This window comes from Streptomyces sp. NPDC017943 (assembly GCF_044328425.1).
GTDB lineage: Bacteria > Actinomycetota > Actinomycetes > Streptomycetales > Streptomycetaceae > Streptomyces > Streptomyces djakartensis_A.
In genome coordinates, this window is sequence record NZ_JBIRHH010000008.1 from 174,265 (window position 1) to 190,021 (window position 15,757).

13 protein-coding genes are annotated in these 15,757 nt (G+C 73.8%); 11 read left to right on the forward strand and 2 right to left on the reverse strand.

What is annotated here, in order from left to right; translation table 11 throughout:
* Positions 1 to 811: 811 nt before the first annotated feature.
* The 8 genes from ACH4C6_RS25755 (at position 812) to ACH4C6_RS25790 (ending at position 10,856) form a co-directional block, all read left to right on the forward strand.
* Complete coding sequence (locus tag ACH4C6_RS25755) at positions 812 to 1,606, forward strand: TIGR03084 family metal-binding protein (protein ID WP_398110955.1); 795 nt, start codon at positions 812 to 814, stop codon at positions 1,604 to 1,606.
* Entirely contained in the window at positions 1,603 to 3,273 is a 1,671-nt protein-coding gene (locus ACH4C6_RS25760) for an acyclic terpene utilization AtuA family protein (protein ID WP_398110956.1), read from the forward strand. The genes ACH4C6_RS25755 and ACH4C6_RS25760 overlap by 4 nt, the downstream gene beginning before the upstream one ends.
* Complete coding sequence (locus ACH4C6_RS25765; RefSeq protein WP_398110957.1) at positions 3,270 to 4,868, forward strand: acyl-CoA carboxylase subunit beta; 1,599 nt, start codon at positions 3,270 to 3,272, stop codon at positions 4,866 to 4,868. Before ACH4C6_RS25760 ends, ACH4C6_RS25765 begins: the two co-directional genes overlap by 4 nt.
* Before the next feature lie 10 nt (positions 4,869 to 4,878).
* Positions 4,879 to 6,720, forward strand: coding sequence for a biotin carboxylase N-terminal domain-containing protein (locus tag ACH4C6_RS25770; protein WP_398110958.1), 1,842 nt, complete (start codon positions 4,879 to 4,881; stop codon positions 6,718 to 6,720).
* An 82-nt stretch (positions 6,721 to 6,802) separates the two neighbouring features.
* Entirely contained in the window at positions 6,803 to 7,930 is a 1,128-nt protein-coding gene (locus tag ACH4C6_RS25775; RefSeq protein WP_398110959.1) for an acyl-CoA dehydrogenase family protein, read from the forward strand.
* 30 nt (positions 7,931 to 7,960) lie between these two features.
* The gene (locus tag ACH4C6_RS25780; RefSeq protein ID WP_398110960.1) at positions 7,961 to 9,526 is read left to right on the forward strand and encodes a 4-coumarate--CoA ligase family protein; all 1,566 of its coding nucleotides are present in this window, start codon (positions 7,961 to 7,963) and stop codon (positions 9,524 to 9,526) included.
* Positions 9,523 to 10,257 (forward strand): enoyl-CoA hydratase family protein, encoded by a 735-nt coding sequence (locus ACH4C6_RS25785; protein WP_398110961.1) that lies wholly within the window; start codon positions 9,523 to 9,525, stop codon positions 10,255 to 10,257. The genes ACH4C6_RS25780 and ACH4C6_RS25785 overlap by 4 nt, the downstream gene beginning before the upstream one ends.
* Positions 10,245 to 10,856 (forward strand): TetR/AcrR family transcriptional regulator, encoded by a 612-nt coding sequence (locus tag ACH4C6_RS25790; RefSeq protein WP_398110962.1) that lies wholly within the window; start codon positions 10,245 to 10,247, stop codon positions 10,854 to 10,856. The genes ACH4C6_RS25785 and ACH4C6_RS25790 overlap by 13 nt, the downstream gene beginning before the upstream one ends.
* A gap of 29 nt (positions 10,857 to 10,885) precedes the next feature.
* Here the strand turns inward: ACH4C6_RS25790 and pdxH are convergent, their stop codons facing one another.
* Entirely contained in the window at positions 10,886 to 11,515 is a 630-nt protein-coding gene (pdxH, locus tag ACH4C6_RS25795; RefSeq protein ID WP_398111141.1) for a pyridoxamine 5'-phosphate oxidase, read from the reverse strand.
* A 320-nt stretch (positions 11,516 to 11,835) separates the two neighbouring features.
* On the opposite strand from pdxH, the gene ACH4C6_RS25800 reads away from it, so the two are divergent.
* A complete protein-coding gene (locus ACH4C6_RS25800; RefSeq protein WP_383501952.1) occupies positions 11,836 to 12,936 on the forward strand; it encodes a citrate synthase 2 in 1,101 nt (366 codons plus the stop codon).
* A gap of 16 nt (positions 12,937 to 12,952) precedes the next feature.
* On the opposite strand, the gene ACH4C6_RS25805 is transcribed toward ACH4C6_RS25800, so the two are convergent.
* Positions 12,953 to 13,468, reverse strand: a complete 516-nt coding sequence (locus tag ACH4C6_RS25805; RefSeq protein ID WP_398110963.1) for an HIT family protein — start codon at positions 13,466 to 13,468, stop codon at positions 12,953 to 12,955.
* Between the two features lie 293 nt (positions 13,469 to 13,761).
* On the opposite strand from ACH4C6_RS25805, the gene ACH4C6_RS25810 reads away from it, so the two are divergent.
* Positions 13,762 to 14,175 (forward strand): RidA family protein, encoded by a 414-nt coding sequence (locus ACH4C6_RS25810; protein WP_398110964.1) that lies wholly within the window; start codon positions 13,762 to 13,764, stop codon positions 14,173 to 14,175.
* Between the two features lie 176 nt (positions 14,176 to 14,351).
* Positions 14,352 to 15,749: a PAS domain-containing protein gene (locus ACH4C6_RS25815; protein ID WP_398110965.1), complete on the forward strand. Its 1,398-nt coding sequence runs from the start codon at positions 14,352 to 14,354 to the stop codon at positions 15,747 to 15,749.
* Positions 15,750 to 15,757: the final 8 nt, after the last annotated feature.

A 15,757-nucleotide genomic window follows, 5' to 3' on the forward strand; every position in this document is an offset into this window, starting at 1 on the left:
CCGGCCTCCCGGCCTCCCGGCCTCCCGGCCTCCCGGCCTCCCGGCCTCCCGGCCTCCCGGCCTCCCGGCCTCCCGGCCTCCCGGCCTCCCGGCCTCTCGGCCGCCCATCCAGCCGCGCGGCTGCTTGGCAGCCCGACCTCCCCGCCGTCTGACCCTCCGGCCGTCCAGCTATCCGGTCCTCCGGCCGTTCGGCCGTTTGCTCATCCGGCCGCCTGGCCCTCCGGCCATCCAGCCGCCCGGCCTCTCCGCCATCCCGCGGTCGGGCCGTCCAGTCGTCCGGCCTCCCCGCATCTCGGCTGCCCGGTCTCCCCGCCGTCCGGTCGTCCACCCGTCCGTCCGGCCGCCATCCGCCCGCCGTCCGTCCGGCCTCCCGGTCGCCGGTCGCGTTCGCCGGTCGCCAGGCCCCTGTAGCGGTCGCCGGTCGCGTTCGCCGGTCGCCGGGCCCCGGTAGCGGTCGCCGCGCCCCGGCCCCCGGTGGCGGTCACGGGCCGCGCGAAGCGGATGGCGGGCGGCGGGTGTGGCACTCCGCGGCGCGCGCTGCGCTCCAGCGCCCGTCCCGCGAGGCGGCCGACCGCAACCGGCGTCCCCCAGACGCGCAGGCGCACTGACCCCACCCACCGGTGGACGGACCCCCCGCACCGGCGGACGGACCGCACGCCGGTCGATGCAGGGGCCGGACCAGCCCGGGCAAGGGGCCGGACCAGCCCGAGCAGATTTTCATGCAAGCACGCTTGATTGTTTCTCGGGCCGCTGCCATGCTCCTCAGCACGCCGCACCACCCCGCACACCGCCGTGTCCCGAGGGAGCGCCCGTGTCCGATCCGACGTCGGTGATCGACGACCTGCGCGAGGAGAGCGAGGAGCTGGACGCGCTCGTCGCCGGGCTGGACCCCGGGCGCTGGTCGCTCGCGACGCCCGCCCCCGGCTGGACCGTGGCCCACCAGATCGCCCACCTGGCCTGGACGGACCACTCGGCCCTGCTCGCGGTCACGGACGCCGGTGCCTTCCACGCCCTGGTCGAGAAGGCGCTCGCGGCCCCCGGCACCTTCGTCGACGAGGGCGCCGAGGAGGGCGCCTCGCTCCCGCCCGCCGAACTGCTCACCCGCTGGCGGGAGGGCCGCACGGCACTGGAGCGGGCCCTGCGGGCGGCACCGGCGAAGGCACGGTTCCCCTGGTACGGCCCACCCATGTTGGCCGCCTCCATGGCGACGGCCCGGCTCATGGAGACCTGGGCCCACGGGCAGGACGTCGCCGACACCCTCGGTGTGGTGCGCCCACCCACCGACCGGCTGCGGCATGTGGCCTGGCTCGGGGTCCGGACCCGGGACTTCGCCTACGGGGTGCACGGACTGACTCCGCCCGCGGCACCCTTCCGCGTCGAACTCCACGCGCCGTCGGGCGAGGTGTGGGCGTACGGGCCCGAGGACGCCCCGCAGCGTGTCACCGGATCCGCCGTCGACTTCTGCCTGCTGGTCACCCAGCGCGCCCACCGCGCCGACCTGGCCCTGCGCGCCGACGGCCCCGACGCCGACCGCTGGCTGGACATCGCGCAGGCGTTCGCGGGACCACCTGGGGGCGGACGCCCGCCGCAGGGGGCCGGGTCGTGACGGTCCTGCGCATCGGCAACGCCTCCGGGTTCTACGGCGACCGCTTCGACGCCGTGCGCGAGATGCTCACCGGCGGTGAACTGGACGTCCTCACCGGCGACTACCTCGCCGAGCTGACCATGCTGATCCTCGCCCGGGACCGGCTGAAGGACCCGGCCGCGGGATACGCCCGCACGTTCCTGAGGCAGCTGGAGGAGTGCCTGGGACTGGCCCAGGAGCGGGGCGTCCGGATCGTCGCCAACGCGGGCGGCCTCAACCCGGCCGGGCTCGCCGACGCCGTACGGGCCTTGGCGGACCGGCTCGGTCTGCGTGTGCGCGTCGCACATGTGGAGGGCGACGACCTCACCGCGGCCCACCCCGGGAGCCTCGCCGCCCACGCCTACCTCGGGGGCTTCGGCATCGCGGCCTGTCTGCGCGAGGGCGCCGACGTCGTCATCACCGGGCGGGTCACCGACGCGGCGCTGGTCACCGGGCCCGCCGCCGCCCACTTCGGCTGGCGGCCCGATCAGTACGACCGGCTGGCCGGGGCCGTGGTCGCCGGGCACGTGCTGGAGTGCGGCACCCAGGCCACCGGCGGCAACTACGCCTTCTTCCGGGAGGGCGACGTCCGCCGTCCCGGCTTCCCGCTCGCCGAACTCCACGAGGACGGCGGCTGCGTCATCACCAAGCACCCCGGCACCGGCGGTTTCGTCGACGTCGGCACCGTCACGGCCCAGCTGCTGTACGAGACGGCCGGCGCCCGGTACGCCGGGCCCGACGTCACCGCCCGGCTGGACACGGTCCGGCTCACGCCCGACGGCCCCGACCGGGTGCGGATCGAGGGCGTGCGCGGGGAGGCACCGCCGCCCACCCTCAAGGTGGGGCGCAACCGGCTCGGCGGGTTCCGCAACGAGGTCGTCTTCGTGCTCACCGGACTGGACGTCGAGGCGAAGGCCGCCCTGGTCCGGGAGCAACTGCGCTCCGCCCTCGGCACGGTCGCCGAGGCGCGCTGGGAACTCGCCCGCACCGACCGGCCCGACGCCGGCACCGAGGAGACCGCCAGCGCCCTGCTGCGGCTCGTCGTCAGGGACCCGGACCAGCAGGCCGTGGGGCGGGCCCTCAGCGGGGCGGCGGTGGAGCTGGCCCTGGCCAGCTACCCCGGCTTCCATGTGCTGGCCCCACCCTCCAAGGGCTCGCCCTATGGGGTGTTCGAGGACGTGTACGTCCCCCATGGGGCCGTCGACCATGTGGCGGTCCTCCATGACGGGCGCCGGATCAGCGTGCCGCCCCCGCAGGACACCCGGGCCCTCGAACCCGTACCGGAACCCGCGCTGCCGGAGCCGCTGCCGCCCGGCCCGTGCCGCCGGGCCCCGCTGGGGCTGCTCGCCGGGGCCCGCAGCGGCGACAAGGGCGGCGACGCCAACGTCGGCGTGTGGGTCCGCAGCGACGAGGCCTGGCGCTGGCTCGCGCACGAACTGACCACCGACCGGTTCCGGGAGCTGATCCCCGAGAGCCGCGAACTGACCGTCCGACGGCACGTGCTGCCGGCCCTGCGCGCCGTGAACTTCGTCGTCGAGGGGATCCTCGGAGCCGGTGTCGCCGCGCAGCACCGCTTCGACCCGCAGGCCAAGGCCCTCGGCGAATGGCTGCGCTCCCGCCACCTGGAGATACCGGAGGCCCTGCTGTGACCGTCCTGACCTCCGCGCTCGACCCCCACGGGCCGGACTTCCGGGCCAACCGCGAGGCGATGCTCGACAAGCTCGCCGCCCTCGACACCGAACACGCCAAGGCCCTCGCGGGCGGCGGCGAGAAGTACGTCGCACGGCACCGGGCGCGGGGCAAGCTCCTCGCCCGCGAGCGCGTCGAACTGCTGCTGGACCCGGACACGCCCTTCCTGGAACTGTCCCCGCTGGCCGCGTGGGGCAGCGACCACACCGTCGGCGCCTCCCTGGTCACCGGCATCGGCGTCGTCGAGGGCGTCGAGTGCCTGATCACCGCCAACGACCCGACCGTGCGCGGCGGGGCGAGCAACCCCTGGTCGCTGAGGAAGGCCCTGCGCGCCCACGACATCGCCCTGGCCAACCGGCTGCCCGTGATCAGCCTGGTGGAGTCCGGCGGCGCCGACCTGCCGTCGCAGAAGGAGATCTTCATCCCCGGCGGCGCCGTCTTCCGCGACCTCACCCGGCTGTCCGCCGCCGGCATCCCGACCCTCGCGGTCGTCTTCGGCAACTCCACCGCGGGCGGCGCCTACGTCCCCGGCATGTCCGACCACGTGATCATGGTCGAGGAGCGCGCGAAGGTGTTCCTCGGCGGCCCGCCGCTGGTGAAGATGGCGACCGGCGAGGAGAGCGACGACGAGTCCCTCGGCGGTGCCGCCATGCACGCACGCGTGTCGGGCCTGGCCGACCACTTCGCCGTCGACGAGCCCGACGCCCTGCGCCAGGCCCGGCGCGTGGTCGCCCGCCTCAACCACCGCAAGGCGTACGGCGATCCGGGCCCGGCCGAACCGCCCAAGTACAGCGCCGAGGAACTCCTCGGCATCGTCCCCGGCGACCTGAGGACGCCCTTCGACCCGCGCGAGGTCATCGCCCGCATCGTCGACGCCTCCGACTTCGACGAGTTCAAGCCGCTGTACGGCACCAGCCTGACCACCGGCTGGGCCGCCCTGCACGGCTATCCGGTCGGCGTCCTCGCCAACGCCCGGGGGGTGCTGTTCAGCGAGGAGTCGCAGAAGGCGGCCCAGTTCATCCAGCTCGCCAACCAGCGCGACATCCCGCTGCTCTTCCTGCACAACACCACCGGCTACATGGTCGGCAAGGAGTACGAGCAGGGCGGCATCATCAAGCACGGCGCCATGATGATCAACGCCGTCAGCAACTCGAAGGTCCCCCATCTGTCCGTCCTGATGGGCGCCTCCTACGGCGCCGGGCACTACGGCATGTGCGGCCGCGCCTACGACCCGCGCTTCCTGTTCGCCTGGCCGAGCGCCAAGTCGGCCGTCATGGGCCCGCAGCAGCTCGCGGGCGTCCTGTCGATCGTCGCCCGTCAGTCCGCCGCCGCCAAGGGCCGGCCCTACGACGAGGAGGCCGACGCGGCGCTGCGCGCCATGGTCGAGCAGCAGATCGAGTCCGAGTCGCTGCCGATGTTCCTGTCGGGGCGGCTGTACGACGACGGCGTCATCGACCCGCGCGACACCCGCACCGTCCTCGGCCTGTGCCTGTCCGCGATCCACACCGCCCCCTACGAGGGCGTGCGCGGCGGCTTCGGCGTCTTCCGGATGTGAGGAACCCCCAGTGATCACTTCTGTGCTCGTCGCCAACCGGGGCGAGATCGCCTGCCGCGTCTTCCGCACCTGCCGCGAACTGGGCATCCGCACGGTCGCCGTGCACTCGGACGCCGACGCGCGGGCCCTGCACACGCGCAGGGCCGACACGAGCGTACGGCTGCCGGGGGAGACGCCCGCCGACACGTACCTGCGCGGCGACCTGATCGTGCAGGCGGCCCTGGCGGCCGGCGCCGACGCCGTGCACCCCGGCTACGGCTTCCTCTCCGAGAACGCCGCCTTCGCCCGGGCCGTGCGGGACGCGGGCCTGACCTGGATCGGCCCGCCCCCCGAGGCCATCGAGGCCATGGCGTCCAAGACCCGCGCCAAGCAGCTCATGGGCGTCGAACCGCTCACCGACGTCACCGAGGACGACCTGCCCGTCCTGGTGAAGGCCGCGGCGGGCGGCGGGGGCCGCGGCATGCGCGTCGTACGGCGGCTCGCGGACCTGGAGGCCGAACTCGCCGCCGCCCGGGCCGAAGCGGCCGCCGCCTTCGGCGACGGGGAGGTGTTCGTCGAGCCGTACCTCGAGAACGGCCGGCACGTGGAGGTGCAGATCCTCGCCGACACCCACGGCACCGTCCACGCGCTCGGCACCCGCGACTGCTCCCTCCAGCGCCGCCACCAGAAGGTCGTCGAGGAGGCCCCCGCCCCGGGCCTGTCCGACGCGCTCCGCCGGGAACTCGCCGACCTCGCCGTCCGGGCCGCCCGGGCCGTCGACTACGCGGGAGCCGGCACGGTTGAGTTCCTCGTCGCGGGCGAACGCGCCCACTTCCTGGAGATGAACACCCGCCTCCAGGTCGAACACCCCGTCACCGAGGCCGTGTTCGGCATCGACCTGGTCGCCGAGCAGATCCGCGTCGCCGAGGGCCGTCCCCTGGCGGCCGAACCGCCCCGCGCCCGCGGCCACGCCGTCGAGGCCCGCCTGTACGCCGAGGACCCGGCGCGCGACTGGTCCCCGCAGACGGGCCGCCTGCACCGCCTGGCCGTACCGGAGGGCGTCCGCCTGGACACCGGGTACACCGACGGCGACGACATCGGCGTCCACTACGACCCGATGATCGCCAAGGTCGTGGCGCACGCCCCCACCCGCCCCGAGGCCCTGCGCCGGCTCGCCTCCGCCCTGGAACGCGCGGTGATCCACGGCCCCGTCACCAACCGCGACCTCCTGGTCGGCTCCCTGCGCCACCCGGAGTTCACCGCCGCCCGCATGGACACCGGCTTCTACGACCGCCACCTCGCGGCCCTGGCCGAACCGGCCCCGGACCCGTACGCCCCCCTGGCCGCCGCCCTCGCCGACGCCCACGGCCGCTCCCGCTTCGGCGGCTGGCGCAACGTCCCCTCCCAGCCGCAGACCAAGCGCTACCTGATGGCCGGCGAGGAGCACGAGGTGCGCTACCGCCACGGCAGGCGGGGCCCGGAGGCGGACGGGGTGCGCGTGGTGCACACCGACGCGCGTCTGGTGATCCTCGAAGTCGACGGCGTCCGGCGCCGGTTCGAGGTCTCCCGCCACGGCGACCGGGTCTACGTCGGCGCCACCGCCCTGGCCGCCCTGCCCCGCTTCCCCGACCCCACCGCCCGGCACGCCCCTGGCTCCCTCCTGGCGCCCATGCCGGGCACGGTCGTCCGCGTCGCCGACGGCCTCACGGCCGGGACACCGGTGAAGGCCGGCGAACCCCTGCTCTGGCTGGAGGCGATGAAGATGCAGCACAAGATCACCGCCCCGGTGACGGGAATCCTGACCTCATTGCCCGTCGCACCCGGCCGGCAGGTCGAGCCGGGGACGTTGCTGGCGGTCGTGCAGGAGACCTGAGGGGGCGCGGGGCTGTATCGACATGCGGCTCCGCCGCGTGAGCGCGCCCGGCCACACACGACCCGCACCCGAAAGGACTCCGATGGACACCGAAGACCACAAGGCACTGCGAGAAGCGGTCGCCGCACTGGGCAAACGCCACGGCCAGGGCACCGACCCCCATCACCTCTGGTCCGAGGCGGGCAAACTCGGCTACCTGGGCGTCAACCTCCCCGAGGAGTACGGAGGCGGAGGCGGCGGCATCTCCGAACTCTCCATCGTCCTGGAGGAACTGGGCGCCGCCGGCTGCCCCCTCCTCATGCTGGTGGTGTCACCGGCCATCTGCGGCACCGTCATAGCCCGTTTCGGCACCGACGCCCAGAAGCGGCAGTGGCTGCCCGGCCTGTCCGACGGCACCCGCCGCATGGCCTTCGGCATCACCGAACCCGACGCCGGCTCCAACAGCCACCGCATCACCACCACCGCACGCCGCGACCGGGACACCGGCGGCTGGATCCTCACCGGCCGCAAGGTCTTCATCTCCGGCGTCGACATCGCCGACGCCACCCTGATCGTCGGCCGCACCGAGGACGCCCGCACCGGCCGCCTCAAGCCCTGCCTGTTCATCGTGGAGCGCGACACCCCCGGCTTCACCCGCCGCCCCATCGACATGGAACTCCACGCGGCGGAGAAGCAGTTCGAACTCGTCCTGGACGACGTACGCCTGCCCGCCGACGCCCTCGTCGGCGACGAGGACGCCGGGCTGCTCCAGTTGTTCGCCGGCCTCAACCCCGAGCGCATCATGACGGCCGCCTTCGCCATCGGCATGGGCCGCCACGCCCTCGCCAAGGCCGTCGACTACGCCCGCGACCGCACCGTCTGGAACACCCCCATCGGCGCCCACCAGGCCATCGCCCACCCCCTCGCCCAGGCGCACATCGACCTCGAACTCGCCCGCCTGATGATGCAGAAGGCCGCCCACCTCTACGACACCGGCGACGACATCGGCGCCGGGGAAGCCGCCAACATGGCCAAGTACGCCGCCGGAGAAGCCTGCGTCAAGGCAGTCGACCAGGCCGTCCACACCCTCGGCGGCAACGGCCTCACCCGCGAGTACGGCCTGGCCCGCCTGATAACGGCCGCGCGCGTGGCTCGTATCGCACCGGTGAGCCGGGAGATGATTCTCAACTACGTCTCCCACCAGACCCTGGGCCTGCCCAAGTCGTACTGAGACGGCCCGCGCCGCGAGGAGGAACCCGCCATGTTCCGCAGCGAGTACGCAGACGTCCCGCCCGTCGACCAGCCCATCCACGACGCCGTCCTGGCCCGGGCCGCCGAGTTCGGCCCCACCCCCGCCCTCGTCGACGGCACCGACGGCACCACCCTCACGTACGAGCAGGTGGACCGGTTCCACCGGCGCATCGCCGCCGCCCTCGCCGAGACCGGAATCCGCAAGGGCGACGTCCTCGCCCTGCACAGCCCCAACACCGTCGCCTTCCCGACCGCCTTCTACGCCGCCACCCGCGCCGGCGCCACCGTCACCACCGTGCACCCGCTCGCCACCGCCGAGGAGTTCGCCAAACAGCTCACGGACTGCGCCGCCCGCTGGATCATCACCGTCTCACCGCTGCTCGGCACCGCCCGGCGCGCCGCCGAACTCGCGGGCGGCGTACGGGAGATCTTCGTCTGCGACAGCGCCACCGGCCACCGCTCCCTCATCGACATGCTGGCCTCCACCGCCCCCGAACCGCACGTGGCCATCGACCCCGGCGAGGACGTCGCCGCCCTGCCCTACTCCTCCGGCACCACCGGCACGCCCAAGGGCGTCATGCTCACCCACCGGCAGATCGCCACCAACCTCGCCCAGCTCCACCCCGCGATCCCCGCCGGCCCCGGCGAACGCGTCCTCGCCGTCCTGCCGTTCTTCCACATCTACGGCCTCACCGCCCTGATGAACGCCCCCCTGCGCCAGGGCGCCACGGTCGTCGTCCTGCCCCGCTTCGACCTCGAACAGTTCCTCGCGGCCATCCAGAACCACCGCATCACCGCGCTCTACGTCGCCCCGCCCATCGTCCTGGCCCTGGCCAAGCACCCGGCCGTCGCCCAGTACGACCTGTCGTCGCTGCGCTACATCATCAGCGCCGCCGCCCCCCTGGACGCCCGCCTGGCCGCCGCCTGCTCCGCCCGCCTCGGCCTGCCCCCCGTCGGCCAGGCCTACGGCATGACCGAACTCTCGCCCGGCACCCACGTCGTCCCCCTGGACGCCATGCGCGACGCCCCGCCCGGCACCGTCGGCAAGCTCGTCGCCGGCACCGAGATGCGCATCGTCTCCCTCGACGACCCCGCCGAGGACCTCCCCGCCGGCGCATCCGGTGAGATCCTCATCCGCGGACCCCAGATCATGAAGGGCTACCTCGACCGCCCCGACGCCACCGCCGCCATGATCGACCCCGACGGCTGGCTGCACACCGGCGACGTCGGCCACGTCGACGACCAGGGCTGGCTGTTCGTCGTCGACCGCGTCAAGGAACTCATCAAGTACAAGGGCTTCCAGGTGGCCCCCGCCGAACTCGAAGCCCTCCTCCTCACCCACCCGGGCGTCGCCGACGCCGCCGTCATCGGCACCTACGACGACGACGGCAACGAGACCCCGCACGCCTACGTCGTCCGCCAGCCCACCGCCGCCCTCACCGAGGCGGACATCATGACGTACGTCGCCGAACGCGTCGCCCCCTACAAGCGGGTCCGCCGCGTCACCTTCACCGCCGGCATCCCCCGCGCCGCCTCCGGCAAGATCCTGCGACGACAGCTCAGGGAGCGCACATGAGCCTCGTGACCCGCACGCGCACCCGCGCCGTGGACACCCTCACCCTCGACTCACCGGCCAACCGCAACGCCCTGTCCGCCGCCCTCGTCACCGAACTGGCCGACGCCCTCACCGACGCCGGCAAGGACGGCGCCGTCCGCGCCGTCGTCCTCACCCACACCGGCAACACCTTCAGCGCCGGCGCCGACCTCAAGGACCCCCCACGGCCCGAGACCCTGGTCGCCCTCCTGCGCCAGATCGTCGAACTGCCCAGACCCGTGATCGCCCGCGTCACCGGACACGTCCGCGCGGGCGGCCTCGGCCTGCTCGCCGCCTGCGACATCGCCGTCGCCGCCACCACCGCCACCTTCGCCTTCACCGAGGTCCGCATCGGCGTCGCCCCCGCCGTCATCTCCCTGCCGCTCCTGCCCCGCGCCGACCCGCGCGCCCTGGCCCGCCACTACCTCACCGGCGAACGCTTCGACGCCGCCGAAGCCACCGCGGCCGGCCTGCTCACCACCCACGCCGACGACGTCGACACGGCCCTCACCCCCATGCTCGACGGCCTGCGCAGATCCGCCCCCGACGCCCTTGCCGAGACGAAACGTCTGCTCACGGCTAGGGTGCTGGAAGCCTTCGACCGGGACGCGGACCACCTCACCGCGCTCTCGGCCCGGCTGTTCTCCTCCGCACCGGCACGCGAGGGGATGACGGCCTTCCTCGAACGACGGGATCCGGCATGGGTGGTGTGAGCGCGGTCGACCGTGCGGAGAGAGTCCCCAAGCAGGACCGCAGCCGGGCCACCCGGCAGCGGCTCCTGGAGGCCGCCGTGGCCTGCCTCGCCGAACACGGCTGGGCCGGATCCACCGTCTCCGTGGTCGCCGAACGCGCCGGCGTCTCCCGCGGAGCCGCCCAGCACCACTTCCCCACCCGCGAGGACCTCTTCACGGCCGCCGTCGAGTACGTCGCCGAGGAACGCTCCACCGCCCTGCGCGCCCTCTTCCCCGACGGCGCGACCGGCGACCGCCGCGCCGTCGTCGCCGCCCTGGTCGACCTCTACACCGGCCCCCTGTTCCGCGCGGCCCTCCACCTGTGGGTCGCCGGCTCCAACGAGGACCAGCTGCGCCCCCGTGTCACCGAGCTCGAATCCCGCGTCGGCCGCGAGACCCACCGCATAGCCGTCGACCTCCTGTGCGCCGACGAAACCGTCCCCGGAGTCCGCGAGACCGTCCAGGGCCTGCTCGACATGGCCCGGGGCCTCGGCCTCGCCAACCTCCTCACCGACGACGCCCCCCGCCGGGAACGCGTGGTCGCCCAATGGGCCGGCGTCCTGGAGGAGGCACTGGGCTGAGCGGGACCGACCCACACCCCCCCCGCCCCTCAGGGGCTCAGGCGTTCCACCCGCCAGCCGCCGTCCGGCTGCCCCACGTAGCGCAGGCGGTCGTGCAGGCGGTTCTCGCGGCCCTGCCAGAACTCCACCGTCTGCGGCGCCACCCGGAACCCGCCCCAGTGCGGCGGCACCGGCACCTGCTCGCCCTCCGGGTAGCGCGCGGCCAGCTCCGCGTACGCCGCGTCGATGTCCGCCCGGGTCTCCACCACCGACGACTGGGCGCTGGCCCACGCCCCCAGCTGGGAGCCGTGCGGCCGGCTCCGGAAGTACGCCGCCGTCTCGTCCCGCCCGGTCCGCCGCGCCACGCCCGACACGATCACCTGCCGCGCCATCGGATGCCAGGGGAACAGCAGCGAGACGTACGGGTTCTGCGCCAGGTCACGCGCCTTGCGGGAGTCGTAGTTCGTGTAGAAGACGAAACCCTGCTCGTCGAAGTGCTTCAGCAGGACCGTGCGGGAACCGGGCCGCCCCTCCGCGTCGGCCGTCGAGACCACCATGGCGTTCGGCTCGAACAGCCCGCCCTCGGTCGCGGCCTGGCGGAACCAGCGCGCGAACTGCTCCACGGGATGCGCGGCCAGCTCGCTCTCGGCGAGCCCGTCGGCCCGGTACTGCTTGCGCATCGAGGCCAGGTCGAAAGGAACGGCGTCACGGTCGGTCACCCGGTCATCTTGCCGTACGGACGGTGTCCTTCGTCACTGCATGGCACTCAGTGCCGCGACCCCTCCCCAATCGTGACACCCGGGGATATCGTTTCCGTGCCGTTGCGGTTGGATGACCGCCGACCGCACGGGGCATCACAGGGGAACCGGCCGGGACCGCGAGTCGCCGCACACGACCGCGGATCCGTCGGACGGTCGACCGCCCGCCATCCGACCGACTCGGTGTGTTCGGCCCACCCCGCAGCGCACCATCTGTCACTCACACCACGAGGAGCCGCCTGATGTCCGACTTCGTACCCGGGCTCGAAGGAGTCGTCGCGTTCGAGACGGAGATCGCCGAACCGGACAAGGAGGGCGGCGCCCTCCGCTACCGGGGCGTCGACATCGAGGACCTCGTCGGCCACGTCTCCTTCGGCAACGTCTGGGGCCTGCTCGTCGACGGCGCCTTCAACCCCGGCCTGCCCCCCGCCGAGCCCTTCCCCATCCCCGTCCACTCCGGGGACATCCGCGTCGACGTCCAGTCCGCGCTGGCCATGCTCGCCCCCGTCTGGGGCCTCAAACCCCTCCTCGACATCGACGCCGAGCAGGCCCGCGAGGACCTCGCCCGCGCCGCCGTCATGGCCCTGTCCTACGTCGCCCAGTCCGCCCGCGGCCAGGGCCTGCCCATGGTCCCGCAGAGCGAGATCGACAAGGCCCAGTCCGTCGTCGAACGCTTCATGATCCGCTGGCGCGGCGAGCCCGACCCCAAGCACGTCGCGGCCGTCGACGCCTACTGGACCAGCGCCGCCGAGCACGGCATGAACGCCTCCACCTTCACCGCCCGGGTCATCGCCTCCACCGGCGCCGACGTCGCCGCCGCCCTGTCCGGCGCCGTGGGCGCCATGTCCGGCCCCCTCCACGGCGGCGCCCCCTCCCGCGTCCTCGGCATGATCGAGGAGATCGAACGCACCGGCGACGCCGAGGCCTACGTGAAGAACGCCCTCGACAAGGGCGAACGCCTCATGGGCTTCGGCCACCGCGTCTACCGCGCCGAGGACCCCCGCGCCCGCGTCCTGCGCCGCACCGCCCGCGAACTGGGTGCCCCCCGCTTCGAGGTCGCCGAGGCCCTGGAGAAGGCGGCCCTCGCCGAACTCCACGCCCGCCGCCCCGACCGCGTCCTCGCCACCAACGTCGAGTTCTGGGCGGCCATCGTCCTGGACTTCGCCGAGGTCCCGGCGCACATGTTCACGTCGATGTTCACCTGCGCCCGCACGGCCGGCTGGTCCGCCCACATCCTGGAGCAGAAGCGCACCGGCCGCCTCGTCCGCCCCTCCGCCCGCTACGTCGGCCCGGGCAGCCGCAACCCCCGCGAGATCGAGGGCTACGGCGACATCGCCCACTGACCCCGACCCGCCCCTCCTACGGCCCCATCCGCTCCCCGGGTGGGGCCGCACCCGTGTCGTCCCCCCGCAGCAGGTCGAGCTCCGCACCGACAGCGGCCCGCAGCACGTCGTGCCGCTCCCCGAGCGCGTACCGCTCCTCGTGCCACATCCGCCGTGGATGGAGCCACACGGGCCGCCGTACGAGATCCGCCGGCTCCCAGTCGTAGCGCGGCCACACATGGGCGTGCAGGAACGGGTCGGTGTTCCCCAGGATCTCCAGATTCACCCGCCGGAACCCCGGCTCCAGCCGCCGGCAGGCCCGCTCGACGGCCTCCCCGAGCCGGTCCATGTCCGCCAGGAACGCCAGGCGCCTGCCGCGCGGCAGCTCCGACAGCCGCTGCACCGCGGGATCGTCGGTCAGCAGCACCGAGTAACCCGGCAGGAACTGCACGTCCCCGATCACCGCGAACCCCGCCTCCAGCCTGCGCAGCACCGTCGGGTTCTCACCCCGCAGAGCACTGCCGACCCGGTCGGAACGCCACGCACCGCTCACGATCACACCCCTGGGAACGCAGACGACCCGCGAGTCTGGTTCCTCCTGCGGAGGAGCCGGCCGGACGTACCGGCGACTCGCGGGTCGGGTGACTGCCTGAGATTGGGCCGGCTGCGCGCTTCGATCACACGCTGGTCCGGCACCGCACTGAGTGTGGTGACGAGCCGCTAGCCCGCAGCCACCTCACGCGTCCGGTTCTCATACATCTGCCGAACCACCTCCCTTCTCGTGTACCTGGAACCCTAAGAAACCGTTCCGCTCCGGATCAACTGTTTTTCTGAGAGCTTGACGTCATGACGCAGCGGTGGGCGATCGGGAGTGGGTCCTTGTTCGAGGAGCGGATCGGGTATGCCCGGGCCGTGGTGGACGGGGACCGGGTGTACGTGTCGGGGACGACCGGGTTCGACTACGCGGACATGACGATCTCGGACGACGTCGTCGAGCAGGCGGAGCAGTGTCTGCGGAACATCGGGGCGGCCCTCGAGGAGGCCGGGGCCTGTTTCGCGGACGTCGTGCGGGTGCGGTACCTGCTGCCCGTCCGGGAGGACTTCGAGCCCTGCTGGCCGGTGCTGCGCGCGTGCTTCGGGGAGGTGCGGCCGGCCGCGACGATGCTCGTGTGCGGGCTCGCCGATCCGCGGATGCGGATCGAGATCGAGGTGGAGGCCCGGCGCGGCAGCGGCGGCGGGGTCACGCCGTCGTCCGGCTGACGGCCGAGGCGGTCCGCGGGGGCGGTGCCCGGGGCGTTGACGTGGGGATTGCCGCCGTACAACGATTCCCTCAATGTTGTGGGAACTCGCTGTGCGCCCGGTCACGTTCCAGTTGAATGATGGCAAGGAGCGAACCGGCGTGCCGTGCGTGCGGACGCAGCCTGCAGGGGGTCCAGGTGAGTGCTTCCCGGCGTAGTGGGACCACCGGCGAGCTGGGGCCCGACGAGCCCGGGCCGGACGGTCCGGACGGGTCCGATCTGCTCGCCGCGCTGCTGGACGGCATGGACGCGGCGCTGTGCGCGTTCGACGCCGACGGGATCGTGACGCACTGGAACCGCGAGGCCGAGCGGATCCTCGGCTGGAGCGCGGAGGAGGCGGTCGGGCGGCGTGGGCTGGCCGGCTGGGCGGTGCGCAGCGCGGACGCCGAGGAGGTCGAGAGCCGGCTGCTGTCGGTGATGCACGCGGTGGGGCGGCAGGTGCACGAGTTCGCGCTGCTGACGAAGGACGGCGGCCGGGTGCTGGTGCGCACGCAGTCGGCGGCGGTGCGGGGGCCGGACGGGAAGCCGGCGGGGGTGTACTGCGCGTTCAGCGAGGTGCACACGCAGATCGACCTGGAGCGGTCGATCGCGCTGAGCGAGGCGCTGTTCGAGGACGCCGGCTGGGGTGTGGTGCTGGTCGACGCGGATCTGCGGCCCGCGGTGGTGAACGCGCACGCGGCCCGGGCCCTGGGCAGGGGCCGTACGTCGGTGCTGGGCCGGCCGCTCGGGGAGCTGCTGGCGCAGGGTGTGGAGGAGCTGGAGAGCGCGTTGCAGCACGTGCTGGCCCAGGGGGCGCCGCCCGAGCCGGCCGAGGTGTGGGTGAGTGTGCGGTCGCCGGAGGGCGAGCGGCGGCGGTGCTGGCGCAGCGGTTTCCTGCGGCTGGCGTCGCCGTTGGCGGAGGAGCCGGTGCCGTTGGGTGTGGGCTGGCTGTTCCAGGACGTGACGGAGGCCAAGCAGGCGGAGCAGGAGGCGTCGCTGCTGAGGTTCCGTGCGCAGCAGTTGCACCGGGCGTCGCGGGCCGCGGCGGAGTGCGAGGACCCGGGGGAGGCGGCCACGGTGCATCTGGACTTCGCCCTGGCCGGGTTCGCCGACCACGCGCTGATCGACCGGGTCGCGGACGGGGCGCCGGCCGGCGTGCCGGACGAGGGGCCGGTGCGGCTGGTGCGGGTGGCGGCCACGCCCTCCGGGGCGCCGGGTCCGAGCAGGCTCTCCGGGCGCGCGGGGCTGCCCGTGCGGTACGCCGAGGGGCATCCGGCGTTGCAGTGCGTGGAGCGGGCGGGTGCGCTGCGGGCGAGTGCGGGGGCCGCGGGGTCGGAGGAGGCGCGGGCGTGGGCGGTGTCCCGGCAGTGGCCGCCGGACGCGGTGCACGCGTTGTGCGCGGTGCTGCGCAGCCGGGGGCGGACGCTGGGGGTGGTGACGTTCCTGCGGGGCGGGGGTCGCAGCGCTTTCGAGCGTGCGGACGCGATGTACGCGGAGGACGTGGCGGTACGGATCGCCGCGGCCCTGGACCTGGCGGAGCTGACGGGCCGGGGCTGAGCCGGCCG

What these genes read in the sequence shown, in the direction of transcription:
- ACH4C6_RS25785 (WP_398110961.1), top strand. Translation starts at nt 9,523, where the DNA reads ATGAGCCTCGTGACCCGCACGCGCACCCGCGCCGTGGACACCCTCACC.
- ACH4C6_RS25780 (WP_398110960.1), top strand. Translation starts at nt 7,961, where the DNA reads ATGTTCCGCAGCGAGTACGCAGACGTCCCGCCCGTCGACCAGCCCATC.
- ACH4C6_RS25810 (WP_398110964.1), top strand. Translation starts at nt 13,762, where the DNA reads ATGACGCAGCGGTGGGCGATCGGGAGTGGGTCCTTGTTCGAGGAGCGG.
- ACH4C6_RS25790 (WP_398110962.1), top strand. Translation starts at nt 10,245, where the DNA reads ATGGGTGGTGTGAGCGCGGTCGACCGTGCGGAGAGAGTCCCCAAGCAG.
- pdxH (WP_398111141.1), bottom strand. Translation starts at nt 11,515, where the DNA reads ATGCGCAAGCAGTACCGGGCCGACGGGCTCGCCGAGAGCGAGCTGGCC.
- ACH4C6_RS25800 (WP_383501952.1), top strand. Translation starts at nt 11,836, where the DNA reads ATGTCCGACTTCGTACCCGGGCTCGAAGGAGTCGTCGCGTTCGAGACG.
- ACH4C6_RS25775 (WP_398110959.1), top strand. Translation starts at nt 6,803, where the DNA reads ATGGACACCGAAGACCACAAGGCACTGCGAGAAGCGGTCGCCGCACTG.